At 68.0% G+C, this 23,967-nt stretch carries 23 protein-coding genes; 12 read left to right on the top strand and 11 right to left on the bottom strand.

Annotated elements, in window-relative coordinates; genetic code table 11:
- Nucleotides 1-71 precede the first annotated feature (71 nt).
- Both AC0IY1_RS17195 and rpoZ read right to left on the bottom strand, forming a co-directional pair.
- Nucleotides 72-2,315 carry a RelA/SpoT family protein gene (locus AC0IY1_RS17195; RefSeq protein WP_471771133.1) on the bottom strand — a complete coding sequence of 748 codons (2,244 nt, stop codon included), beginning with the start codon at nt 2,313-2,315 and terminating at the stop codon, nt 72-74.
- A gap of 184 nt (nt 2,316-2,499) precedes the next feature.
- Nucleotides 2,500-2,910, bottom strand: a complete 411-nt coding sequence (rpoZ, locus tag AC0IY1_RS17190; protein WP_055957968.1) for a DNA-directed RNA polymerase subunit omega — start codon at nt 2,908-2,910, stop codon at nt 2,500-2,502.
- Nucleotides 2,911-3,141: 231 nt separating this feature from the next.
- Between rpoZ and AC0IY1_RS17185 the strand changes: the two genes are divergently transcribed.
- The 10 genes from AC0IY1_RS17185 (at nt 3,142) to AC0IY1_RS17140 (ending at nt 13,742) form a co-directional block, all read left to right on the top strand.
- On the top strand, nt 3,142-3,864 hold the full coding sequence (locus AC0IY1_RS17185) for a carbonic anhydrase (protein WP_055957971.1): 723 nt from the start codon (nt 3,142-3,144) through the stop codon (nt 3,862-3,864).
- Nucleotides 3,865-3,982: 118 nt separating this feature from the next.
- Complete coding sequence (fabD, locus tag AC0IY1_RS17180) at nt 3,983-4,924, top strand: ACP S-malonyltransferase (protein WP_471771130.1); 942 nt, start codon at nt 3,983-3,985, stop codon at nt 4,922-4,924.
- Nucleotides 4,925-4,954: 30 nt separating this feature from the next.
- The gene (fabG, locus tag AC0IY1_RS17175; protein WP_055957977.1) at nt 4,955-5,695 is read left to right on the top strand and encodes a 3-oxoacyl-[acyl-carrier-protein] reductase; all 741 of its coding nucleotides are present in this window, start codon (nt 4,955-4,957) and stop codon (nt 5,693-5,695) included.
- 427 nt (nt 5,696-6,122) lie between these two features.
- Nucleotides 6,123-6,359, top strand: coding sequence for an acyl carrier protein (locus tag AC0IY1_RS17170; protein ID WP_018044468.1), 237 nt, complete (start codon nt 6,123-6,125; stop codon nt 6,357-6,359).
- Nucleotides 6,360-6,446: 87 nt separating this feature from the next.
- Nucleotides 6,447-7,709: a beta-ketoacyl-ACP synthase II gene (fabF, locus tag AC0IY1_RS17165; RefSeq protein ID WP_471771128.1), complete on the top strand. Its 1,263-nt coding sequence runs from the start codon at nt 6,447-6,449 to the stop codon at nt 7,707-7,709.
- 204 nt (nt 7,710-7,913) lie between these two features.
- A complete protein-coding gene (locus AC0IY1_RS17160) occupies nt 7,914-8,867 on the top strand; it encodes a hypothetical protein (protein ID WP_471771126.1) in 954 nt (317 codons plus the stop codon).
- A 425-nt stretch (nt 8,868-9,292) separates the two neighbouring features.
- On the top strand, nt 9,293-10,654 hold the full coding sequence (gene mltG, locus AC0IY1_RS17155) for an endolytic transglycosylase MltG (protein WP_471771124.1): 1,362 nt from the start codon (nt 9,293-9,295) through the stop codon (nt 10,652-10,654).
- Nucleotides 10,655-10,690: 36 nt separating this feature from the next.
- Nucleotides 10,691-11,569, top strand: a complete 879-nt coding sequence (locus AC0IY1_RS17150) for a YicC/YloC family endoribonuclease (RefSeq protein WP_471771122.1) — start codon at nt 10,691-10,693, stop codon at nt 11,567-11,569.
- 12 nt (nt 11,570-11,581) lie between these two features.
- The gene (gene gmk / locus AC0IY1_RS17145; protein WP_055957988.1) at nt 11,582-12,244 is read left to right on the top strand and encodes a guanylate kinase; all 663 of its coding nucleotides are present in this window, start codon (nt 11,582-11,584) and stop codon (nt 12,242-12,244) included.
- 100 nt (nt 12,245-12,344) lie between these two features.
- Nucleotides 12,345-13,742 carry a dihydrolipoyl dehydrogenase gene (locus tag AC0IY1_RS17140; RefSeq protein WP_471771120.1) on the top strand — a complete coding sequence of 466 codons (1,398 nt, stop codon included), beginning with the start codon at nt 12,345-12,347 and terminating at the stop codon, nt 13,740-13,742.
- A 30-nt stretch (nt 13,743-13,772) separates the two neighbouring features.
- Here the strand turns inward: AC0IY1_RS17140 and AC0IY1_RS17135 are convergent, their stop codons facing one another.
- The 3 genes from AC0IY1_RS17135 to AC0IY1_RS17125 form a co-directional block, all read right to left on the bottom strand.
- Complete coding sequence (locus AC0IY1_RS17135) at nt 13,773-14,687, bottom strand: EamA family transporter (protein WP_471771118.1); 915 nt, start codon at nt 14,685-14,687, stop codon at nt 13,773-13,775.
- A gap of 10 nt (nt 14,688-14,697) precedes the next feature.
- Nucleotides 14,698-15,804, bottom strand: a complete 1,107-nt coding sequence (locus AC0IY1_RS17130) for a lysylphosphatidylglycerol synthase domain-containing protein (protein WP_471771116.1) — start codon at nt 15,802-15,804, stop codon at nt 14,698-14,700.
- A 100-nt stretch (nt 15,805-15,904) separates the two neighbouring features.
- On the bottom strand, nt 15,905-16,282 hold the full coding sequence (locus AC0IY1_RS17125) for a (2Fe-2S) ferredoxin domain-containing protein (RefSeq protein WP_103709659.1): 378 nt from the start codon (nt 16,280-16,282) through the stop codon (nt 15,905-15,907).
- A gap of 268 nt (nt 16,283-16,550) precedes the next feature.
- Here AC0IY1_RS17125 and AC0IY1_RS17120 point away from each other — a divergent pair, with 268 nt between their 5' ends.
- Both AC0IY1_RS17120 and AC0IY1_RS17115 read left to right on the top strand, forming a co-directional pair.
- A complete protein-coding gene (locus AC0IY1_RS17120) occupies nt 16,551-17,864 on the top strand; it encodes a KpsE/RkpR family capsule polysaccharide export protein (protein ID WP_471771114.1) in 1,314 nt (437 codons plus the stop codon).
- A 52-nt stretch (nt 17,865-17,916) separates the two neighbouring features.
- Nucleotides 17,917-18,195 (top strand): hypothetical protein, encoded by a 279-nt coding sequence (locus tag AC0IY1_RS17115; RefSeq protein ID WP_103709657.1) that lies wholly within the window; start codon nt 17,917-17,919, stop codon nt 18,193-18,195.
- A gap of 38 nt (nt 18,196-18,233) precedes the next feature.
- Here AC0IY1_RS17115 and flbD read toward each other — a convergent pair whose 3' ends face one another.
- From flbD to sciP, 6 genes are all read right to left on the bottom strand, one after another.
- On the bottom strand, nt 18,234-19,601 hold the full coding sequence (gene flbD / locus AC0IY1_RS17110) for a sigma-54-dependent transcriptional regulator FlbD (RefSeq protein ID WP_471771111.1): 1,368 nt from the start codon (nt 19,599-19,601) through the stop codon (nt 18,234-18,236).
- A 65-nt stretch (nt 19,602-19,666) separates the two neighbouring features.
- Nucleotides 19,667-20,011, bottom strand: coding sequence for a flagellar motor switch protein FliN (gene fliN, locus AC0IY1_RS17105; RefSeq protein WP_055958008.1), 345 nt, complete (start codon nt 20,009-20,011; stop codon nt 19,667-19,669).
- 53 nt (nt 20,012-20,064) lie between these two features.
- Nucleotides 20,065-20,664, bottom strand: coding sequence for a FliH/SctL family protein (locus tag AC0IY1_RS17100; protein ID WP_103709655.1), 600 nt, complete (start codon nt 20,662-20,664; stop codon nt 20,065-20,067).
- Entirely contained in the window at nt 20,661-21,713 is a 1,053-nt protein-coding gene (gene fliG / locus AC0IY1_RS17095) for a flagellar motor switch protein FliG (RefSeq protein ID WP_055958014.1), read from the bottom strand. Before fliG ends, AC0IY1_RS17100 begins: the two co-directional genes overlap by 4 nt.
- Nucleotides 21,714-21,755: 42 nt before the next feature.
- Nucleotides 21,756-23,369, bottom strand: coding sequence for a flagellar basal-body MS-ring/collar protein FliF (fliF, locus tag AC0IY1_RS17090; protein WP_055958180.1), 1,614 nt, complete (start codon nt 23,367-23,369; stop codon nt 21,756-21,758).
- Between the two features lie 226 nt (nt 23,370-23,595).
- Entirely contained in the window at nt 23,596-23,871 is a 276-nt protein-coding gene (sciP, locus tag AC0IY1_RS17085; protein WP_018044452.1) for a CtrA inhibitor SciP, read from the bottom strand.
- Nucleotides 23,872-23,967 lie beyond the last annotated feature (96 nt).

Here is a 23,967-nt window from a genome sequence, read left to right as displayed (position 1 = left end):
GCGAGGGCGGGGCGATGAGCAGACGCCTTGTCACTGCGCGTTTAGCGCTGACGCCTTTTCCTCCGTTCAGCTCAGCCGTTGACGCGCTCGACTTTGTTCACCGTCCGCTTCCCACGAAGCTCAGAGATGATGGCGTTCAGGTGCTTCAGGTCCCAAACTGAGAGATCGATTACGATCTGCGTGAAGTCCTGCGTCTTTCGCTTCATCGAGACATTGTCGATATTGCCGTCATGGTCAGCGATGACCTGGGCGATCTGTGCGAGGACGCCGGGCTCGTTGATTGATTGCAGGGCGAGGCGTGCCGGAAAGCGCTCGCTCGTCCCGGCCTCGACGTCCCAGCGCACATCGAGCCAGCGGTCGGGCTCGTTGTCGAAGTCGGCGAGGGCCGCCGATTGGATCGGGTAGATCGTGACGCCGACGCCCGGGGTCAGAATGCCGACGATACGGTCGCCCGGGACGGCACCTCCGATGGGCGCGAAGCTGACCGGCAAGTCGCTGTCGAGACCGCGGATCGGGATTCCGTCCGAGCGGCCATGCTCCGCGCTTCTCCCTTCCGGGAACGTCAGGCGCATGGTCTGATCCTTGGCCAGGCTGAGGCGCCCCGCTCCGTCGGTCGAGGTCGGCTGCGGCAAGGGTGCTGGCGCTCCGCGACGCTCGTCCTTGTGGTCCGGATAGACAGCCCGCACGACGTCGCCCGAGAACATCTCGCCTCGTCCGACGGCGGCGAAGACGTCCTCGGTGCTCTGCCGGGCGAGACGGGGCAGCGCCCCGCGCAGCTTGTCCTCCGAGAAGCTCTTGGCCGCCCGCTCGAAGGCACGATCAAGGATCTGGCGCCCCAGGCCGGCATATTGGCGCCGGACAGCCGAGCGCGTCGCACGCCGTATCGCGGAGCGCGCTTTGCCGGTGACCACCAGGGATTCCCATGCTGCCGGGGGGGATGCACCGTCCGAGCGGGCGATCTCGACCTCGTCACCGTTGACGAGTTCGTGCAGCAGCGGCGCCATCCGGCCGTTGATCTTGGCGCCGACCGCCGAGTTCCCGACATCCGTGTGAACGGCGTAGGCGAAGTCGATCGGGGTCGCGCCGCGGGGGAGGGCGATCAGGCGCCCTTTCGGCGTGAAGCAGAATACCTGATCCTGGAAGAGCTCGAGCTTCGTGTGCTCCAGAAATTCTTCCGGGCTGTCGCCCTCGGCCAGAAGTTCGATGGTGCGACGCAGCCACTGATAGGCGCCGCTCTCGGTGGCCAGGCGTGGATGCCCGCCGCCAATGTCGTCCTTCCCACCGCTCTCCTTGTAGTGAGCATGGGCGGCGATACCATATTCGGCGATCTCATCCATCGCGGCCGTGCGAATCTGCAGTTCGACGCGCTGGCTCTTCGGGCCGATCACCGTGGTATGAATCGAGCGGTAATCGTTCTGCTTCGGCGTCGAGATGTAGTCCTTGTACCGGCCTGGGACCATCGGCCAGCTGGTGTGAACGACGCCGAGAGCACCGTAGCAATCGGCCAGGGTCTCGACGACGACACGGAAGCCGAAGATGTCGGACAATTGCTCGAAGGCGACCGACTTGCGCTCCATCTTGGCCGAGATGGAGTAGGGCCGCTTCTGCCTCCCCGTGACGACGGCCTTGATGCCCTGCGCGGCGAGCTTGGCGGTCAGATCGTGCTCGATGCTTTCGACGAGGCGTTCCGATTTGGCGGAAAGATCGGTGAGCCGCTGGTCAATGGTGGCGTAGATCTCCGGCTTGAGGTTGCGGAGCGCGAGATCCTCGAGTTCCTCGCGCAATTCCTGCATGCCCATGCGTCCGGCGAGCGGCGCGTAGATGTCGAGGGTCTCCTGTGCGATCCGTTCGCGCTTGTCCGCCCGCATGTGGTGGAGCGTGCGCATGTTGTGCAGCCGGTCGGCGAGCTTGACGAGGAGCACGCGGACGTCGGCCGCCACCGCCAGGAGCAGTTTTCGAAAATTCTCTCCCTGTGCCGCCCGCTTCGACACGAGGTCGAGGCGCTTCAGCTTGGTCAGCCCGTCGACGAGGGCACCAATCTCGGGGCTGAAGAGTTCGCGGATCTCGTCGAGGGTGGCAGCCGTATCCTCAACGGTATCGTGCAGCACGGCTGCCACGATCGTGGCGTCGTCGAGCCGGAGGTCCGTGAGGATCGCGGCGACTTCGAGGGGGTGGGCGAAGAAGGGGTCGCCCGAGGCCCGCTTCTGGGTGCCGTGGGCGCGCATGGCATAGACGTAGGCGCGGTTCAGCAGGGCCTCGTTCGCGGCGGGATTGTAGCGCTTCACCCGCTCGACAAGTTCATATTGGCGCATCATCCGCCGGAAGACCCTTTCACGCTCGACAACCCCGGCACCGGGACCGCTCCCCTGATGTGTCCCGCATCGCACGCGGGCACGCCAGCCCCACGGCGTCGCATCAGCGGCAAATCCGGGGTTCCGAGACGAAAAAACCCGGCGCGGCGGCCGGGTTCTTCGTCAGTTCACGTCGAGCGGGAGAGGCTTACTCGGCCTCGTCATCCGTCTCGGTGGGCGGCGCCAGGTTCTCGAGGCCGCGCAGGAGGTCTTCCTCGCTCATGCGATCGAACTGAACCGCGCCGTCGTCGCTGGACGAGGGCGGCGCCACCGCGGCAGCGGCCGGCGAGCTCGACAGCAGCGGCACGGTCTCGGCCTCCGGCTCGTCGACCTCGACGTACTTCTGCATCGAGTGGATGAGCTGTTCCTTCAGGTCGTCCGCGGTGATCGTCTCGTCGCCGATCTCGCGCAGGGCGCAGACGGGGTTCTTGTCGCGGTCGCGATCGATCGTCAGCGGCGCGCCGGCGGCGAGCAGGCGCGCGCGGTGGCTGGCCAGCAGAACCAGCTCGAAGCGGTTCTCGACCTTGTCGATGCAGTCTTCAACGGTGACGCGAGCCATGGCGGACGGCTCCTTCCTCGGACGGAATTTCTGGGCTGAGCCCGCCTCATACACCCCTTGGCGCCGGGCAACAAGCGTCGTGGCGGGTCTATCCCGTTGCGCACGTTCGACGATCCTCCGGCAATCCCCTGTCGAGGTCCCGCATAACGCCTCAGCGACGCGGGGCGGCAGCACGGTCTAGAAGATCCAAGCGCGGCGGTTCCTCGGCCGGGCCAGGGGGATCGTTCGACCATGACCACGCCACTCAGTCGTCGCAGCCTGCTCGGCTGTGGATGCCGTCTCGGGGCCGGATGCTTCGCGGCCACCGCGCTGCCGAGCCTCGCCTTCGCGGCCGCGCCCTCGACGAAGAAGACGACCCTGACTGCCGACCAGGCGCTGGAGGCCCTGAAGGAGGGCAACCGCCTCTACCAGACCGACAGTCCCGTGCGTGCCGTCCAGGGTCGCGAGCGCCGCATCGAGATCGCGCTGGGACAGACCCCTTTCGTGGTGCTGGTGAGCTGCTCCGATTCGCGCGTGTCGCCGGAGATCCTGTTCGGGCGCGGCCTCGGCGAGCTCTTCATCGTGCGCAACGCCGGCAACTGCGTCGACACCGCCGCCCTGGGGTCGATCGAGTACGGCGTCTCACAGCTCGGGGTGCCGCTGGTGCTGGTGATGGGTCACAGCCGCTGCGGTGCGGTGGAAGCGGCGATCGATGTGGTCAAGAACAACACCGTGTTTCCGGGCTCGATCGGCCGAATGATCGAGCCGATCGTCCCCGCGGTGCTGTCGCAGCGCGACAAGCCGGGCGACTTCACCGAGAACTGCGTCCGCGCCAACGTCAACCGGGTGGTGGAGCGCCTGCGCAGCGCTTCCGAGCCGTCGCTCCTCGACCCGCTGAAGGTCGGTAAACTGCGGATCGTCGGGGCGTCCTACAGCCTCGATTCGGGCACGGTCGACTTCTTCAACGAGGGGTAAAAGCGCCGAGCCTCGCTGCGGTGCCATGTTGACACAGGGGGCGGGCGGTGCGACTGCGCCGCCCTTCCTGTCCCGGGCCGAGCCTCTCGGGGCGACCCGGCGAGACGAGGACTTCCACATGGCGCGCGCTTGCATCTTCCCCGGGCAGGGCAGTCAGGCCGTCGGCATGGGACGGGCGCTGGCCGAGCACTTCCACCAGGCTCGCGACGTGTTCGCCGAGGTCGATGAGGCCCTGGGCCAGCCGCTCTCCCGCCTGATGTTCGAGGGGCCGATCGAAGAGCTGACGCTCACGGCCAACGCCCAGCCGGCCCTGATGGCCGCGAGCCTCGCGACCCTGCGCGTGCTGGAGGCCGAGCGCGGCCTCGACCTGAAGCGGGACGTCGCCTGCGTCGCCGGCCATTCGCTGGGCGAGTACACGGCGCTGGCCGCCGCCGGCACCTTCTCCATCGCGGATGCCGCCCGGCTGCTGCGGATCCGCGGCACCGCCATGCAGGACGCGGTGGCCCCCGGGGCCGGGGCCATGGCGGCCCTGATCGGGGCCGAGGCCGAGACCGCGCAGGCGATCGCCGCGGACGCCGCCGAGGGCGCGGTCTGCGAGGTCGCCAACGACAATGGCGGCGGCCAGGTGGTGCTCTCCGGCGACAAGCCCGCGGTGGAGCGGGCGGTGGCCCTGGCCCAGGCGCGCGGCATCAAGCGCGCGATCCTGCTCAACGTCTCGGCCCCGTTCCACTGCTCGCTGATGGCGCCGGCCGCCGCTCGTATGCAGAGAGCACTTGTCGAGGTCGCGATGCACAGCCCCGTGGTCCCGGTCTACGCCAACGTGCTGGCCGCGCCCCTGACCGATCCGGCCCGGATTCGCGAGGCGCTGGTCGCCCAGGTCACCGGAACCGTGCGCTGGCGCGAATGCGTCGCCGCCATGGCGGCCGACGGGGTCGACCAGTTCACTGAGATCGGCACCGGCAAGGTGCTCACCGGACTCGTCAAGCGGATTGCCGCCGGCGCGTCGGCGAGCGCGGTCGGCACCCCCGACGACATCGCCGCGTTCCCTGCCTTCGCCTGAACCGCAGGCGCCCGAATCACAGGACAGTCCATGTTCGACCTGACCGGCCGCAAGGCCCTCGTCACCGGCGCCACCGGCGGCCTCGGCGGCGCCATCGCCCGGGGCCTGCACGCGCAGGGTGCGACCCTCGCCATCTCGGGCACCCGCCAGGCGGCCCTGGAGGCCTTCGCGGCGGAGCTGGGCGGCGAGCGCGTCCACCTCGTGCCGGGCGACCTCTCCGACAAGGCCTCGGTGGAAGGCCTGGTGCCGGCGGCGGAGGCGGCCCTGGGCGGCCTCGACATCCTGGTGAACAATGCCGGCATCACCCGCGACAACCTCGTGCTGCGGATGAAAGACGACGAGTGGGACGCGGTGATCGCCGTCAACCTGTCGGCGGCGTTCCGGCTCTCGCGGGCCGCCGTGAAGGGCATGATGAAGCGCCGCCACGGCCGCATCGTGAACATCGGCTCGGTGGTGGGCGCCACCGGCAATCCGGGGCAGGTCAACTACGCCGCCGCCAAGGCCGGCCTCGTGGGCATGACCAAGGCCCTGGCCGCCGAGGTCGCCACCCGCAACCTCACGGTCAACTGCATCGCCCCCGGCTTCATCACCTCGCCGATGACCGATGCCCTGAACGACAAGCAGCGCGAGGGCATCCTCGGCCGCGTCCCCATGGGGCGGCTCGGCACCGGCACCGACATCGCCGCCGCCACGATCTACCTCGCCTCCGACGAGGCCGCCTACGTCACCGGACAGACCCTGCACGTGAACGGCGGCATGGCGATGTATTGACGGTCGCGCCTGCGCCCCCCGGATGCATTCCCGTGTATTCCGGGGCGGAGCAGGATTGAGACGGTCGAACGTCGCTGCGGCGCACCGACCAAAAAACAGGCGATTGGCTCGAAAAGGCCACACCGATGAACGGGTTGTGAACAGCCTCTCGCCAGCGTCGGAACCCTGTGTTAACACCCCGGCTGCCGTGCGAGGGGGGTGCCGATTCAGCGTGTTGCGGATGTTTGAAAAACGTGGGTCACGGACTGGACAAGTGCGGTGACTTGCCCGAAACGCGCGATCGAACACACCGGCCGCTCAATCTGAACAGTCAGTCCCGAGGACGGGACGGCGGCCACGGCACCTTCACCGACCTTCCACCAGCAAGACTCTTCACCAACAAGATCCTTGCACCATCACGACCTTGAAGAGCTAAGGACCAAGACCGATGAGCGATATCGCTGAGCGCGTGAAGAAGATCGTTGTCGAGCACCTCGGCGTTGAGCCGGAGAAGGTGGTCGAGGGCGCGAACTTCATCGATGATCTCGGCGCCGACAGCCTCGACACCGTCGAGCTCGTGATGGCGTTCGAGGAAGAGTTCAACGTCGAGATCCCCGACGATGCCGCCGAGACCATCCAGACGGTCGGCGACGCGGTGAAGTTCCTCGAGAAGAACTCCGCTTAAGGCCACGGGTCGTGCGTCAGCGGGGTCCGGTGAAACGGACCCCGCGCGCCATTCGTTGTGATGACAGGACCGGTTCGGGATAGCGCGATGCGTCGGGTAGTGGTGACGGGCTTGGGGATGGTGACGCCGCTGGCCAGCGGGGTCGAAGCCACCTGGAGCCGGTTGATCGCCGGCGAATCGGCAGCCAAGGTCGTGACGGCGTTTCCCGTCGACGACCTCGCCTGCCGCATCGCGTGTTCCGTGCCCTTCGGCGACGGCAGCGACGGCAGCTTCAATCCCGACACCTTCATGGAGGTGAAGGAGCAGCGCAAGGTCGACCCGTTCATCGTCTACGCGATGGCGGCCGCCGGCGAGGCCCTGAACGACGCCGACTGGCATCCGACCTCCTACGAGGACCAGTGCGCCACGGGCGTCATGGTCGGCTCGGGCATCGGCGGCATCGGCGGCATCTACGACGCCTCGGTGACCCTGCACGACAAGGGTCCGCGCCGGATCTCCCCCTTCTTCATTCCCGGCCGCATCATCAACCTGGCCTCCGGCCAGATCTCGATCGCGCACGGCCTCAAGGGCCCGAACCACGCGGTGGTGACGGCCTGCTCCACCGGCGCCCACGCCATCGGCGACGCGGCCCGGCTGATCCAGTTCGGCGATGCCGACGTCATGGTGGCGGGCGGCGCCGAATCGCCGGTGAACCGCCTCGCGCTCGCGGGCTTCGCCGCCTGCCGCGCCCTCTCCACCGGCTTCAACGAGGACCCGACCAAGGCCTCGCGCCCCTACGACCGCGACCGCGATGGCTTCGTCATGGGCGAGGGCGCCGGCGTCGTCGTGCTCGAGGAGTACGAGCACGCCAAGGCCCGCGGCGCCAAGATCTACGCCGAGGTGATCGGCTACGGCCTCACCGGCGACGCCTACCACATCACCTCGCCGGCCCCGGACGGCGACGGCGCCTTCCGCTGCATGAGCGCCGCCGTGAAGCGCGCCGGCATCCAGGCCAGCGACCTCGACTACATCAACGCCCACGGCACCTCGACGCCCATGGGCGACGAACTGGAGCTGAAGGCCGTGGAGCGCCTGCTGGGCGACCACGCCGCCAAGGCCTCGATGTCCTCCACCAAGTCCTCGATCGGCCACCTGCTCGGCGCCGCCGGCTCCGTGGAAGCGATCTTCTCGATTTTGGCCATCCGCGACGGCGTCCTGCCCCCGACCCTCAATCTCGACAACCCCTCCGTCGAGACCGCGATCGACCTCGTGCCGCACGAGGCCAAGCGCAAGCGGGTGGATACGGTGCTGTCGAATTCGTTCGGATTTGGCGGGACGAATGCGAGCTTGGTGATGCGGCGGGTGGATTAGTATATTCTTGGCTACTTCTCAACGATGATAATTTACCTCGACTCATCGTTCATCACTAATTCTACGTGCAAGAAATCGGACATCATTCAATACATTAGAGATAAACCTAATGTAAAAGTTACCTCTTCAATATGTCATATAATTGAAGCTCTTCCTAAAAATGTTTCTTCGATAGATTTATCTATCGAAAGATTGCGTATTATTATGAATAGAGAACACGCAATTCCATTGCTGCCGTTCTCAAAAGTTATCGACCTTGAATTGTCGTCGAAAAGTGTGGACTTAAGAAATAAATTATATTGCGAATGGCATGAGATACTTATAGTTGATAATGATACATTTTCCGTTTCGGATGTGAAGGCTTATGCAAAAGAAGCCTTACTCAGACACCTAAATACTATTCCCGACATAAACGAAAGACGAAAAGAGAGAGCCAAATATATTCTTCGTGGAAATTTCAGAGCTGATCAACTTGGAAAGGTTCTTGGACCGAATCAAGAAAGGCTGCTGCGAGAGGCACAGCTAAAGCTTCCAGAAATAGCTCCGATATTTGGACCTGGAGGTTTGTTTGACGCAATTTTAGGAAGATCAAATCACGCTACATTTAAGATGTTGGCTTTGGAAACAATTCTTCATCCTACGGTGATAGCAAAGCTCTCATTCCACCCTGAATTCGAAGTGACACCGATTTCAAATTTTTTCTGGGATCAAGCAGACAAACTGGTTGCTGTAATAGCAGCGCAAATTACAGAGGCTACAATAATTCAAACGAATTCCACCTTAAATTTCAAGAAATTCAATGAATCGTTAATTGAATATTTTGTGTCTAAAGAATTTTTTGAAGAAACTCTCACGAAAATTAACTCCGGGTCGCCGGTGGACCCCTCTCTCGTTCCTGGGACCAAAAACCTCCTGGGCATGATTGCTCAGCTAACCTTGAAAAAATTGCAAGCTCACGCTGATCCAGCGAAAGAAATCGATTATCTAAAACCTTCCCGCCTTAAGCAAGGTGATTTTGGCGACGTGATGCACACAATCTATCAGCCCTATGTTGATGTATTTTGTTGTGATAGGCGAACAAAATACATGCTTGAAAAATTTGCGATAAATGTAGAAAATGTTTGCTGTTCTGAAGATGATTTACTAACGCGTTTTTAAAGAATAACCAAATTATTTAAATCGATTCCAGCTAAATTCCGGTGCTAGGGTCACGTAGCCTAAAATATACTTCATAAGGCGCAAAATTTCCGATCTATAGCCTAAAGTCATATCGAAGGCCAACCCGAATAGTTTTTGTGTGATTGGATAGAGTCATCCCCTATCCTAGGCGAGCCGCTACACGTCGAGCGCTGGGCTCAAGTACAATGTGAAACACTTGCTTTCGCCTGTTCCAGAACCCTCGGGAAGGGTTACCTGAGCCTAATCCCTCCGCTGGCTCGGCCCATCCCAGTTCGCCACAAAACCCACCAAGTTCGCGCGCCAAACTGCCCGTCTCGTGCGCCCCCCTCGACTCGGGCGTACGGACTCCCCTAAAAAATCCGGCGGCGGCCGGGGCGGGGACCTGAGGCCCGAACAGGATGTCCATGTTCTTCCGCAAACGCCCAGATCCGGCGCAGACGCCGGTGCCCTCCGACGAGCCGGCCCTGCCCAACCGTCTCTCGCCCCGCAGCCCGAGCGAGGCGATCAAGCCCACGGCCGCGCCGCCGCCGCCCGACCGTCCGGTCCGTGAGCGCGGCGGCCTGCTGGCCCGCATCTCCGGCCTGCTCACCGCCTCGGTCGTTCTGGCCATCGCCGTGATGATCGGCGTGACCCTGTTCGAGCGCCAGACCAAGGAGCCGGGTCCGCTGCCCGCCGACAAGGTCGTGGTCATCCCGCCCCGCAGCGGCACCACCGAGATCGCCGAGGCGCTGAGCCGCGAGGGCGTCATCACCCACACCGCCCTGTTCGAGTGGGCCGCCCGCTTCTCGGGCAAGGCCCTGAAGGCCGGCGAGTACACCTTCAAGGCCCATGCCAGCATCGGCGAGGCCATCGACACCCTGGCCTCCGGCCGGCAGGTGCAGCACGCCATCACCTTCCCGGAAGGCTTGACCTCCGAGCAGATCGTGATGCGCCTCAACGACAACGACGTGCTCACCGGCGACATCAACGAGATCCCGCCCGAGGGCTCGCTGCTGCCCGACACCTACAAGTTCGAGCGCGGCGCCACGCGCCAGCAGATCGTCAACCTGATGCGCGCCAAGCAGCGCGAGGTTCTGAACCAGATCTGGCTGCGGCGCTCGGCCGAGATTCCGGTGAAGACGCCGGCCGAGATGGTGACGCTGGCCTCCATCGTCGAGAAGGAGACCGGCCGGGCCGACGAGCGGCCCCGGGTCGCCGGGGTGTTCGTCAACCGCCTCAACAAGCGCATGAAGCTGCAATCGGACCCGACCATCGTGTACGGGCTGGTGGGCGGGCGCGGCACCCTCGGGCGCGGCATCCAGCGCGCCGAGATCGAGCGCGCGACGCCCTACAACACCTACGTGATCGAGGGCCTGCCCCCGGGCCCCATCGCCAATCCGGGCCGGGCCGCCCTGGAGGCGGTGGCCAACCCCTCGCGCACCAAGGACCTGTTCTTCGTGGCCGACGGCACCGGCGGCCACGCCTTCGCCGAGACCCTCGAGGGCCATTCCCGCAACGTCGCCCGCTGGCGCCAGGTCGAGCGCGCCCGCCAGACGCCGACGCCGGACGCGGTGGTCGACAAGGCCGACCCGCCGGGCGCCTCCGCCGTCCCCGGCACCGCCTCGGCCTACGCCCCCGACGGCACCAACATGGCCGCCAGCCCCGACGGCCCCGGCGGCCGCGTGAAGGCCTTCGACGCCTCGGAGGGCACCCGCCTCGACCCCCTGCGCAACAAGACCTTCGACCTGAACTCGCCCAAGACCGTACCGGTGCTGAAGCAGCCGTAGGCGGAGGGAGGCGTCGAACCGAACGCGAAGACAGCCATGATCCTCTCCAGCATGACGGGCTTTGCCCGCGCCGCCGGCACCACCGGGCCGGTCCAGTGGGCCTGGGAGGTCCGCAGCGTCAACGGGCGCGGGCTCGACGTGCGCCTGCGGGTGCCGAACGGCTACGACGCCGTCGGGGAGGTCGCCCGCAGCGCCCTGCAGAAGAGCCTGGCGCGGGGCCAGTGCCAGCTCTCCCTCAGCCTCACCCGGCCGGAGGCGGCGCCCCGCGTCCGGATCAACGAGGCGCTGCTCGGCCAGCTCGCCGCCGCCATCGCGCGGGTGCCCCGGCCCGAGGGGCTTGCGCCCGCCACCCTCGACGGGCTCCTGGGCATCCGCGGCGTCATCGAATCCGACGAGGAGCCGGGGGCCGATGCGGAGGTCCTGGCGCACGACCTCGCCGCGGGCGTGGTCCGCCTCGTCGCCGACCTCGTGGAGGCGCGCCGCGCCGAGGGCCGGGCCCTGCGCGGGGTCATCGAGGCCCAGCTCGCCGAGATGGCCCGGCTCACCGCCGCCGCCGAGGCCTGCCCGGCCCGCAAGCCCGAGGCGGTGAAGGCGCGCCTCGCCGCCGCCGTCGCGACGCTGCTGGAGGCCGGACACCTCGACCCCGACCGCCTGCACCAGGAGGCGGTGCTGCTGGCCGCCAAGGCCGACGTGCGCGAGGAGCTCGACCGGCTCCAGGCCCACTTCGCCAGCGCGGCCGAGCTCCTGGCCGCCGGCGGCGCCATCGGGCGCAAGCTCGACTTCCTGGCCCAGGAACTCGGGCGCGAGGCCAATACCCTGTGTGCCAAGGCGAATGACATCGCGCTGTCGCGGATCGGACTCGACTTGAAGGCCGTGGTGGAGCAATTCCGGGAGCAGGTTCAGAACGTCGAGTAGGTTTTTTCAGCGATGCGGGACGCTTTGACGATGGAGGCCGGGGTGATCGCGCGGCGCGGGTTCATCCTCATCCTGTCCTCGCCCTCCGGCGCGGGAAAGACGACCCTGACCCGGGCCGTGGCCGCCGACCCGAAATGGGGCCTCGACCTCTCGATCTCGGTGACGACCCGGCAGCGCCGCCCCTCCGAGATCGACGGCAAGCACTACCAGTTCATCGACCGCGAGGCCTTCGACGCCCTGCGCAGCGCCGACAACCTGCTCGAATGGGCCGAGGTCCACGGCAATTTCTACGGTACCCCGCGGCGCCCGGTGGAGAAGGTGCTGGGCGCCGGCCGGGACATGATCTTCGACATCGACTACCAGGGCACCCGGCAGGTGCGGGCCAAGCTCGCCGACGACGTGGTCACGGTGTTCATCCTGCCGCCGTCGCTGGCCGAGCTCCGCCACCGCCTGGAGCGCCGGGCCGAGGATTCCCCCGACACCATCGAGAAGCGCCTCGCCAACGCCCGGCTGGAGATCCAGCGCTGGAGCGAATACGACTACGTCATCGTCAACGACGACCTCGACGACGCCTTCCGCTCCCTGGAGGGCATCCTCATCGCCGAGCGGCTGAAGCGCGCCCGCCGCACCGGCCTGACCACCTTCGTCGAGGGCCTGCTGGCCGAGCCCGACTGACGCGCGGGTTGCCGCAGACAGGAACGTTCGTCGTGCGACGGGGGTTGGCCCGCGATTCCGGTGGTCGGGGTCGAGAGGCGCGAACCCGAGAGCCGTCGCGATGCGCGAGAGATCCTGTGACATCGCCGTGATCGGCGCCGGCACCGCCGGCCTCGCTGCCGTCCACGCCGCCCGCGACGGCGGCGCCGACGCCGTCCTGATCGAGGCCGGGCCCGGCGGCACCACCTGCGCCCGCGTCGGCTGCATGCCCTCCAAGCTGCTGATCACCGCCGCCAACGCCGCCCACGCGGCGCGTCACGCCGGAGTCTTCGGCATCGACGCCGGCCCGGTGCGGGTGGATGGCCGGCGGGTGATGGACCGCGTCCGGCGCGAGCGCGACCGCTTCGTGGCCGGCGTCCGCGCGGGCGTCGACGCCTTGCCCGCCGAGGCCCGCATCGCCGGCCGCGCCCGCTTCACCGGCCCCGACACCCTGGCGGTCGACGACCACACCACCCTGCGCGTCCGCGCCGCGATCGTCGCCACCGGCTCGAGCCCGGCCATTCCTGAGCCCCTGCGCGATCTCGGCGACCGGCTGCTCACCAGCGATACGGTGTTCGAGATCGCCGACCTGCCGGCCTCCCTGGCGGTGCTCGGCGGCGGCGCCGTCGGCCTCGAACTGGCCCAGGCCATGGCCCGCCTCGGCGTGGCCGTCACCCTGTTCGACTCCGGCACGCACCTCGCCTCCCTGCGCGACGACGGCCTCGCCGAGACCGCCCGCCGGCTCTTCGGGGCCGAGATGACCCTCCACCTCGGCAGCCGAGTCACCGAGGGCGAGCGCGACGGGGAGGGCGTGCGCCTGACCTGGACCGACGCGAGCGGGACGCCCGCGACCGGCACCTTCGCGCGGGTCCTCGCGGCGGCCGGGCGTCCGCCCAATGTCCGGCATCTCGGCCTGGAGGCCGCCGGCCTCGCCCTCGACGAACACGGCCTGCCGGCGTTCGACGCCCGCAGCCTGCTCTGCCACGACGGCCCGGTCTTCATCGCGGGGGACGCCAATGCCGACCGCCCGGTGCTGCACGAGGCCGCCCGCCAGGGCCGGATCGCCGGCGCCAACGCCGTCCGCCTGATCGCCTCCGGCCGCGCGGGAGTCGAAGCGCCCCGGCGCTGGACCACCCTCGCCATGGTCTTCACCGAGCCGCAGGCGGCGAGCGTCGGCACGCCCCACGATCCCGCGGACGCGTCCCGCGTCGTCGGCACCGTCGATTTCGGCGACCAGGGCCGGGCGCGGATCATGGCCGAGAATGCCGGCGGCCTGCGCCTGCACGCCGATCGCAGCGGCACCCTCACGGGGGCCGAGATGCTCGGACCGGCCTGCGAGCATCTCGCGCAGTTCCTCGCCCTCGCCATCGCGGACGGGCTGACCGCCGGCGCACTCCTCGACCGGCCGTTCTACCACCCGACGGTGGAGGAGGGGCTGAAGACCGCCCTGGAGGCGATCGTGGCGGCGCTCGACCCATGAGCCGGGACCGCGCGCGAGGCCTTGCGTCCGTCAGACCGGCGTCATCGCGGCCGCGGCGGCCACCCGGCCGCGATGGCTCGTCACCGTATTGCCCACCGAGGCCACCACGATGCAGGCGATGGCCAGCCACTCCGTGGGGGTGAGCTGCTCGCCGAGGATCGCGAGGCCGGCGAGGGAGCCCACGGCCGGCTCGAGACTGAGCAGGACGCCGAAGCTCTGCTTCGACAACCGCTTCAGGGCGACCATCTCCAGCGTGTAGGGCAGGGCGCTCGACAGGGCCGCCACCGCGAGGCCGAACCCGAGCATCGCCGGCTGCAGCAGCAGGGTCCCCGCCTTCGCGATGCCGAACGGCAGCACGACCAGGGCCGCCACCGACATGCCGAGGGCCACCGCCCGTCCGCCGTGGAGATGGCCGACGCGCTGGCCGAAGACGATGTAGAGCGCCCAGCACAGGGCCGCGCCGAGGGCGCAGGCGACACCGACGGGATCGAGGCCGGTGGAGAGGTCGCCGACGGGCAGCAGCAGCGACAGGCCGAGGATGGCGCAGCCGATCCAGGTGAAATCGATTCCCCGGCGCGAGACCGCGAGGGCGAGGGCCAGCGGCCCGGAGAATTCGATCGCGATGGCGAGGCCGAGCGGGATCGTGCGCAGGGAGAGGTAGAACAGCAGGTTCATCGCGCCCAGCACGCCCCCGTAGCGCAGCAGGGCGCCGCGGTCGGCGCGGCTGGGACGCAGGCGCCAGGGCCGCCAGATCGCCACGAGCATCAGCGCCGAGAGGCCGACCCGCAGGGCGGTCGTGCCCTCCGCACCCAGGATCGGGAACAGCTGCTTGGCGTAGGAGGTGCCGACGCTGAGCGAGACGATGCTGCCCAGGAGGGCGGCGACGGGAAGCAGCGTGGCGGCGAGGCCAGCGGGCCTCGAAGATCCTTGCGGTGCGGGCGCCATGGTGCGTTCGTCAGGCCGCCGGCGGCAGGATCATCGCCCGCCGGGCTTCCAGGGCCTGCCAGAGCAGCAGGGCGGGAAGACCGAGGACGATGTCGGGCACGCGCTTGATCAGCGACAGGGCGAGGGCGGTTCCCGCATCGATGCCGAAGAGGCTGCCAAGCAGGACGAAGCCGCCCTCCTGAACGCCGAGACCGCTCGGCACCGGGAAGGCCGCCGACTTGATGGCCTGGCTCAGGGCCTCGATCACCATGACTTCGGTGAAGCTCACCGAATCGACGCCGATGCAGGTGAGGGCGATCCAGATCTCCAGGGCTCCGAGCCCCCAGGCGGCGAGGTGCAGCAGGACGGACGCCGCGAGCGTCCCGCGCCGGCCCGGCGCCCAGACGGCATCGAGCGCGTCGTAGACGCTGCCGCCCAGCGGCGACGGATCGACGGGGTCGCCACGAAAGACGCGGCGCAGGGCCTTGACCACCTTGCCCCCGGCTGCCCGCGCCGCGGCGCTGCGCTGGACCGCCAGGAACGCCGCCAGCAGGAGGGCGGTGACCGCGAGGGCGCGCAGGACCCAGGTGGCCAAGGCCTGCGCGGCCTCGCCGCCGACCTGAAGCAGGAGGCCCACCCCCGCCAGGGCGAAGACCGCCTGGGTCCCGGCCTGAAACAGCATGTCGACGAGGATCGAGGCCGCCGCCAGGGTCCCGGTGGTCCCCCAGAAGGTCAGCAGGCGCCCGCCCACGACGTCGCCCCCGACGGAGGCCACCGGCAGCAGCACGTTGATGCCCTCGCGGACGAGGCGCAGCAGCACGAAGGCTCCGGTCCGGGCCTGTCCCAGTCCCTCGAGCCCCTGGATGACGCAGCCCCAGGCGAGCCCGCACAACAGGATCACTGACACCCGCACCAGCACGATGGCCGCGAGGCCTCCGGGACCGACCCGGCCGAAGGCGTCGGCGACGGCTGCGAGATCGTTGGTGGCGATGAGCCAGACGCCGAGGCCCAGGCCGAGGAGGGTTCCGACCAGGGGAAGGCGTCGCAGGACGCGGCGCCCGAGACGCGCCGGCCAGGATGGCGCAGGAGCGGGGCGTTCGGCGATCCGGGTCGTCGCGAAGCGCGGATCGTCAGGCATCGGACCCGTTCCGAATCGTCCGTCTCAAGGCGTCCCCGCTCCCGCATCCGCCGTGCCGGGACAGTGCTCCCGACGTCCCGTTCCGACGCGCGGCCCCGGCTCAGCCGCGCGACGCGTCCGCTGCGTCCGGCAGGGTTAGGCGGCCTTTGGGGCCGAAATCGGGGAACAGCGCGTCCACGGATTGGGCCGGCGTGGCCTGCGGGTCAAGCAGGTGGATGCGCTGCTTGGCGAGGCTGTCCGCGGTGACCACCGCGAGAGCGCGCTTGGGACACGGGCCGAGGCACCCGACTTCGACCACGCGAAGCTTGCGCGCCGTGACGCGCCGCTTGAGTTCACCCTTGAGGCGCCGCCGCACCGAGCCCTTCTTCAGACCCTGGCGCTTGACGCACTTGCTGCAGACGAGCACCAATTCCGTGAACCCCGCCCGTGCCATGCGGATCCGCGCCGGGCGTGCGGCGTCCTTGTCCTTGTCATCCATCCCTTGCCTTGTCATTCATGCCTTGCCTTGTCATCCATGCCGTGACCGGTGTCCCGTGCGGACCCCGGCGCCCAGGCTCCCGCCACCAGGGCGGCACGCCTTAAAAAGGGCCGAAAAACCAAGGATTCGTCGGGCTCAACACGAGGACGGCGAGAGGGCTCCACAGGCGTGACCATATGCATCGTCATCCGGCTCGTGCAGACTTGCTGCCCGTGATGGTGAGTCCGCAGTCGACCCTGAACGCGCCGAGCCTCGGGAACATGACGTCATGAGTACCGACGAGGTCAAACAGACCGACCGCGTGCGCGGGGTGATCGATATCGCCCTGCGTTCCCTGCCGGATCTGCGTCGCAACGCCGAGACGGTCGATCCGATTTCGCGGAGCCGCGTCCCGGCCCTCCTGCGCCGGGCGCAGGAACGGCTCGACTGGCGCCAGCTCCCGGGCCTGCGGCCACCGTCGAGCAAGCCGGTGAATCTCGTCCGTAGCTTGCTTCGGCAGTTCGGCTTCTTCGTCCTGCTGCCGACGGCCCTCGCGGGGATCTATTTCTACGTCTTCGCCGCCGACCAGTACGTAGCCGTGTCGCAGTTCGCCGTGCGCGGCAACGTCGAGCCGATGGAGGAAAGCTCGGGCGGTCAGTTCTCCGACCTGATCATGAAGCACAACAGCCAGGACAGCTTCATCATCCGGGATTTCGTCGAGAGCCGCGCGATCGTCGCCAAGATGGAAGAGAGCCTTCACGTCTCGAAGATGTTCTCCCGCCCGGAAGCGGATTTCTGGACACGCTACCGGGTCGACCAGTCCATGGAGGAACTGGTCAAGTACTGGAACAAGCATGTCGGCACCCGGATCGAGGTGCTCTCCGGCATCATCACGCTGAGCGTGCGCGCCTTCACGCCGGAGGATGCCCTGGCGATCAATCGCGGGATCGTGGAGCGCAGCGAAGCGCTCATCAACGACATCTCCCGCCGGGCCCAGGCCGACATGGTCAAGCATGCCGAGGCCGAGGCAGCGAAGGCGCAGGAGCGCCTGCGCAACGCGCACCTTGCCCTTCAGGTCTTCCGGAACCGCTGGGGCATCATCGATCCGGCCAAGGCCGCCGAATCGACTCTGACGACGATCGCGACGTTGCGGAAGGATCGGCTCAAGGCCGAGTCCGACCTCGCGGTCCTGCGCGGTTCGAATCTCGGCGAGCAGTCCCGCAGCATCCAGAATCTGGCCTCGACCGTGGCGGCCCTCGATCAGCAGATCAAGAAGCTGACCGACCAGCTCACCAGCGACGGCCTGTCGGGCTCCGACGCCTCGAACAACATGACCCGCGCCCTGCTCGAATACGAGGGCCTGCAGGTCGAGCGCGTCATCGCCACCAAGCTCAACGAATCCGCGAACCTGATGGTCGACCGGGCCCGCATCGCCGCCAACAAGCAGCAGATCTACCTGGCGACCTTCGTCGAGCCCGCCCTGCCCGACGATTCGATCTTCCCACAACGCGGCTACAGCATCATGGTCGTCTTCTTCGGCTGCCTGGTGGTCTGGAGCTCGTTCGCCCTCATCCTCGCGGGCATCAACGACCAGCGCCTCTGATTCGCCTCACGCCCCGGTCGTTCCCGCCAGCACGCACGTCCTGCCAGCACGCATGTCCGAATTCTCCGATCTCATCGCCCGCGCGGTCAATCCCGCCATGTCCCGCGACGAGCGGGAGGCGGTCTACGGCGTCGTCAAGCAGGCGGTCGAGCGGTTGCAGGCCCGCGACGGCCTGGAGCCGAACGATCCGCGCAGCGCCCTGCAGCAGCATCTCGTCGAGGAGACGATCCGCGACGTGGAAGCCGACATCGCCCGGTTCCATTCGATGGAGAAGCTGGAGCGCGCCCACGAAGCCCAGATGGCCGCCGAGCGCGCCAGCAGTGGCCAGTAGGGCGGGCCCCCGTCCGGCCCCCATCCCGATCGCCGTGATCAGCCGTAGGCCGCCATGGCCCGGGCGCTGCCGGGCTCGGCCACCGACAGGCCGGCATCGACGTACTCGTTGAGCTTGTTGCGCAGGGTCCGGATCGAGATGCCGAGGATCTTGGCGGCATGCGTCCGGTTGCCGAGGCAATGGTCCAGGGTGTCGAGGATGAGGTCGCACTCGACCTGCGCCACGGTCTGCCCCACGAGGCCGCGCGTGGCGGCCTCCGCCACCCGGGCGGCACGCTCGGCCGGACCGGCCGAGACCGGTGCGATGCTGTCGCCTTCCGGGGTGAGGATCGCGTCGGGTCCGATCTCGGGGCCGGACGCCAGCAGCACCGAGCGGTGAAGGGTGTTCTCGAGTTCGCGGACGTTGCCGCGCCAGGGATTGGCCCGCACCAGGCCCTGTGCCTCGACGCTGAGGGGCCGCACCGGCACGCCATTCACCTCGGCGTATTTCTTGGCGAAGTGCGCCGCCAGTGCGAGGATGTCGGCGGGGCGCTCGCGCAGGGCCGGCAGGCGCAGGTGCACGACGTTCAGCCGGTAGTAGAGATCCTCGCGGAAGGTGCCCTTGCGCACCTCCTCCACCAGGTTGCGGTTGGAGGTGGCGAGCACGCGGATGTCGACTTTCACGGGCGCGGTCCCGCCGACCCGGTCGATCACCCGCTCCTGCAGGGCGCGCAGGAGCTTCGACTGCAGCCGCACGTCCATCTCGGAGATCTCGTCGAGGAGGAGCGTGCCCCCATGGGCTTCCTCGAAGCGGCCGATGCGGCGCGCCACGGCGCCCGTGAAGGCCCCCTTCTCGTGCCCGAACAGCTCGGATTCCAGCAGCGCCTCGGGGATCGCGGCGCAGTTCACCGAGACGAAGGGCCGGTTGGCGCGGTTCGACTTGCCGTGGAGGTGGCGGGCCAGGACCTCCTTGCCGGTGCCGCTCTCGCCCGTGATGAGCACGGAGGCCTCGGAGCGCGCCACCTGCTCGGCGAGCTTGACCACCTTCTCCATGGAGGCGTCGCGCCAGACGAAGGCCCGCCCATCCTCGGAGACCGCCTGCAGCACCGCTGCGATCAGCTCGGGATCGGGGGGCAGGGGGATGTATTCCCGGGCCCCGGCCTGGATCGCGGCCACCGCCGCCTTGGCGTCCGTGGTGACGCCGCAGGCGATGACGGGGGTGCGGATGCGCTCCTCGGCCAGGGCCGTCACCAAGTCGCGGATCGCCAGGGCCACGTCGATCATGATGAGATCGGCGCCCTTGGCCCGCAGCACCGCGAGGCCCTGGGCGAGGCTCTCGGCGTTGGTGACGGCCGCGCCCCGGTTCATGGCGATCTTGGAGGCGGTGATCAGCTCGCCGTTGAGGCGTCCGATGATGAGTAGCCGCATGGCTCGGGGTCTCCGTCAGGTTCGGCTTCGCGCCGGGGGCGCGGCGGCCGGAAAGGCGAGGGGGGTCAGTGATCGCTCTTGATGATCTCGGTCATCGTCACGCCGAGGCGATCCTCGACGAGCACTACCTCGCCGCGCGCCACGAGGCGGTTGTTGACGAAGATGTCGATGGCCTCGCCGACCTTGCGGTCGAGTTCCAGCACCGCGCCGGGCTGGAGCCGGAGCAGGTCGCCGATCGGCATGCGCGAGGAGCCGAGCACCGCCGAGACCACCACCGGCACGTCGAAGACCTGCTCCAGGTCGGCGGCGCTCTTCGGCGTGGTGGGCGTCTCGCGGATCGACTCGGTGCCGAGGCCGTCGAAGGAGGCATCGCCGCCGTTGAGCTGGGGCAGGCTGAAATCATCGGACATGCGGAGGCTTCTCGGTCTGGATACGGGTCGGGCGGGCGGATCAGGCGGGCGGATCAGGCGGGAATGCCGAGGGCGGAGAGCACCGCGGCTTCGATCTGGGTCCGGTCCCGGACCACGCCGCCATCGGCCCATTCCATGCGGGCGTCGCCCGGCGCGAGATCGGGTTCGCCGAGCACCACCAGGCGGCCCTCGAAGCCGCGTTCGCGGGCGAGGCGCTTCACCAGGGCCTCGGACTCGTCGACCAGGCTCTCGTGCACCCGGACGACGAGGTGAGGCACGCCGCGCAGGTGCTGGAGCGCGGCACGGGCGGCGTCGCCGATCGCCGCCAGGGGCTGCGCGTCCAGGGCCTCGCCGGCGATCTTGCGGGCGAGCAGGATGGCGAAGTCGAGCGCCTCGTCCTCGCGCGCCTGGTCCCGGGCGTCCGACTGCCCGATCAGGCCCGCCGCGGCGAGCCCGACCCGGGTGAGGGCGTCGGACAGGCGCGCCTGGATCTGCTGCTCGGCCAGGGCCTGGCCCTCGCGCACGCCGCGCGCATAGCCCTCGGCCTCGGCGCGGGCGACGGTCTCCGCCAGGGCGGCCGCCTCCTGGGCGGCGACCGGGCTGTCGGGCCGGGGACGGAAATCGGTGTCGAAGAGGAAGCGGCGCGCGTTCAATAGACCAGTTCCTCCTCGCCGCTCGACTTGGCGATCATGATCTCGCCCTTCTCGGCGAGCTCCTTGGCCAGTTCGGTCATCTTGGCCTGCGCCTCATCCACGTCCTTCAGGCGGATCGGCCCGAGGGAGCCCATCTCGTCGGTGATGTTCTTGGCCGCGCGGGTGGACATATTCTTCAAAAAGAAGTTGCGCACCCGGTCGTCGGCGCCCTTGAGGGCCCGGCACAGGGTCTCGTTGTCGACCTTGCGCAGCAGCGTCTGGACGCTGCCGGCATCGAGCTTGAGGAGGTCCTCGAAGGTGAACATCAGCTGGCGGATCTTCTTGGCCGAGCCGCGATTGGCCTGGTCGAGGGCCGTCAGGAAACGGCCTTCCGTCTGGCGGTCGAAGGCGTTGAACACGTCGGCCATCAGCTCGTGGGCGTCGCGGCGCGTGGTCTGCGCGATGGTCGAGACGAACTCGACCCGCAGGGTCTCCTCGATGTGGCGCAGGGCCTCCTTCTGCACCGTCTCCATCCGCAGCATCCGGTTCAGGACGTCGATGGCGAATTCCTCGGGGAGGATGGTGAGCACCCGGGCCGCGTAGTCCGAGCGCACCTTGGAGAGCACCACCGCGACGGTCTGCGGGTACTCGTTGCGCAGGAAGGACGCCAGGATCTCCGGATCGATCTGGGTCAGGCTCGCCCAGACGCGCTTGCCCGAGGCGCCCTTGATCTCCGCCATGATCGAGGAGACCTGATCGGTCGGGAAGATCTTGAGGAGCAGGGATTCCGTCCGCTCGAAGTTCGAGGTGATGCCGCCGCCGGAGGACAGGCGGGACACGAAGTCGACGATGAGCTTCTCGACCGTCTCGGCCTCGAGCGAGCCGAGCTGCACCATGGCGTGCGAGACGAGCTTCACCTCGTCCTCGTCGAGCATCTGCCAGATCGGCGCACCCTCGCTTTCCCCGAGGAGGAGCAGGAGCGCGGCGGCGCGCTGGGCGCCGGTCATGGCGCCGAAGGCACCGTTGTTGCCCTTGGCGAGTTCCGCCTGGATGTTCAGTCCCGAAGACATGGTCTCAACGCCTCACGGTCGGGTGGGGAAACAGGACGCGCATCAGCTTTCGTGAATCCAGTTGCGGAGCACTTCCACGGTCTCGCTCGGGCTGGCCCGGACCATGTCGACCACGCGCTGGACGGTCTCGGCCTGGACCTTGCCGTTGAGCTGCGCGAAATCCACGAGGCGTGCGGTCGGATTGTCGGGCGGCACCATCAGCGCCTCGGCGCCCGCCATCGCTCCGGCCGCTCCGGCGCCCGAGACCAGGGCGATCTGGATCGGCTCCGAGGCCAGGACCTTCTTCAGGAGCGGGCGCACCACCGCCATCAGGACGATCAGGGTCAGCATCGTCAGGACGCCGAGCTCGACGATCCGCATCACCTCCTCCTTCGAGGGGCTCAGCAGCGACTGGACCAGGGACGGCTCGGCGAACTCGGCCGGGACCGGCGTCTCGGCGAAGCGGAGGTTCACCACCTCGACCTGATCGCCGCGCGCCTTGTCGAAGCCGATGGCCGAGCGCACCAGGGCGGCGATGCGATCGACCTCGGCCGCCGGGCGCGGCTGGTAGACCGGCTTGCCGTCCGGGCCGGGCACGTAGGCGCCATCGACGACCACCGCCACGGAGAGGCGCTTGATCCGGCCGCCCTCGGCGACCTCCGTCTTGGTCACCCGGGAGATCTCGTAATTCGTGGTCTCCTCGTTCTTGTTCGTGGAGTCCTTCTGGGTCGGCGTCTGGCCGGGCTGGTTGGCACCCGGGAGTTCGTTGCCGACGCTGACCGCGCCCTCGGCGCCCCCCGTCAGCGAATTCTCGGTCCGGGTCTGGGTCGAGCGCACCACCCGGCTCTCGGGATCGAAGCTCTCGGACTTGCTCTCGATGCGGTTCAGGTCGAGTTCGGCGCTGACCTGGATGCGGGCGCGCCCGGCGCCGACGATGCCGGCGACGATCTCCTCGATCTGCGAGCGCAGGCGGCGCTCGATGCCGACCTGCTTCTCCTCCATGCCGGCGCCGGTCTCGGCCTCGGCCCCGCGGGCGCCGTCCGCCAGCAGGCGCCCGCGCTCGTCGACGATGGAGACCCGCTCCGGCTTCAGGCCCTCGACGGCGGAGGCCGCGAGGTGGCGGATGGCGCGGACCTGGGACGGGTCGAGGTCGCCCATCAGCTTGAGCACGATGGCGGCGCTCGGCGTCTCACGGTCGCGCTCGAACAGGCGCCGCTCGGGGATGACGAGGTGGACCCGCGCCGCCTGGACTCGCCCGATGGCGCGAATGGAGCGGGACAGCTCGCCCTCCAGGGCGCGCAGGTGGTTCACGTTCTGCACGAAGTTGGTCGACGAGAAGGCGTCGCCCTTGTCGAAGATCTCGTAGCCGACGCCCGCGGCGCTCGGCAGGCCCTTGCCGGCGAGGTCCATGCGCAGGCGCGGCAGGTCGGCCCGGGGGGCCAGGATGGTCTGGCCCGCATCCCCCTTGGTCTCATACTTGATGCCGCGCGCGTCGAGGTCACGGATCACGGCCGAGGAATCCGACATCGACAGGTCGGCGAAGAGCACGCCCATATCGGGCTTGGAGACGCGCAGGATCACGAAGGCGAAGAAGCCGATCAGCGTCATCGTGACGGCGGCCATGGCGGCGAGGCGCGCCGGGCCCAACTTGGTCACGAGGTCAAGGACCGGTTTCACGACGCGACGCACCCACCCGAGACGCGGCACCGGACTGCCGGCACCCGCTCGGCAAAATTTGCCTGGGTCGTGGTTAGCGCGGAGTTAACATTCCTGAACGAAGCAGGGTCGCGGGCACGGATGCACGCCGGAAAACGCGAAAGCCGCGCCCGGGTGAGGGGACGCGGCTTCCGGGTTCGGCAAGGGAGGCGACGGGGTCCGACGGGGACCCCGGCCGTCGCCCGGCTCAGTGGCGGTAGTGCTGGATGCGCGTGGTGCGCAGGCCGGCCAGACCGTGCTGATCGATGGAGAACTGCCAGCTCAGGAACTCCTCGGTGGTGAGGGTGTAGCGCTGGCAGGCCTCCTCGAGGCTGAGCAATCCGCCTCTGACGGCGGCGACCACTTCGGCCTTGCGACGGATCACCCATCGACGGGTGGTGGTCGGCGGAAGGTCCGCAATGGTTAACGGACTTCCATCAGGCCCGATGACGTACTTTACTCTCGGGCGGCTTGGTTCGGTCATGATACGCTCTACAACTCGACTGACCTGTCGAGATTGGAAGCTACTTGTACCCACTTAAGATATCTTGAAGCGGATCGATCGCATTGGATTCGCCCT

Source organism: Methylobacterium sp. AC690 (assembly GCF_979256535.1).
This window is presented reverse-complemented; position numbering and strand designations above follow the sequence as displayed.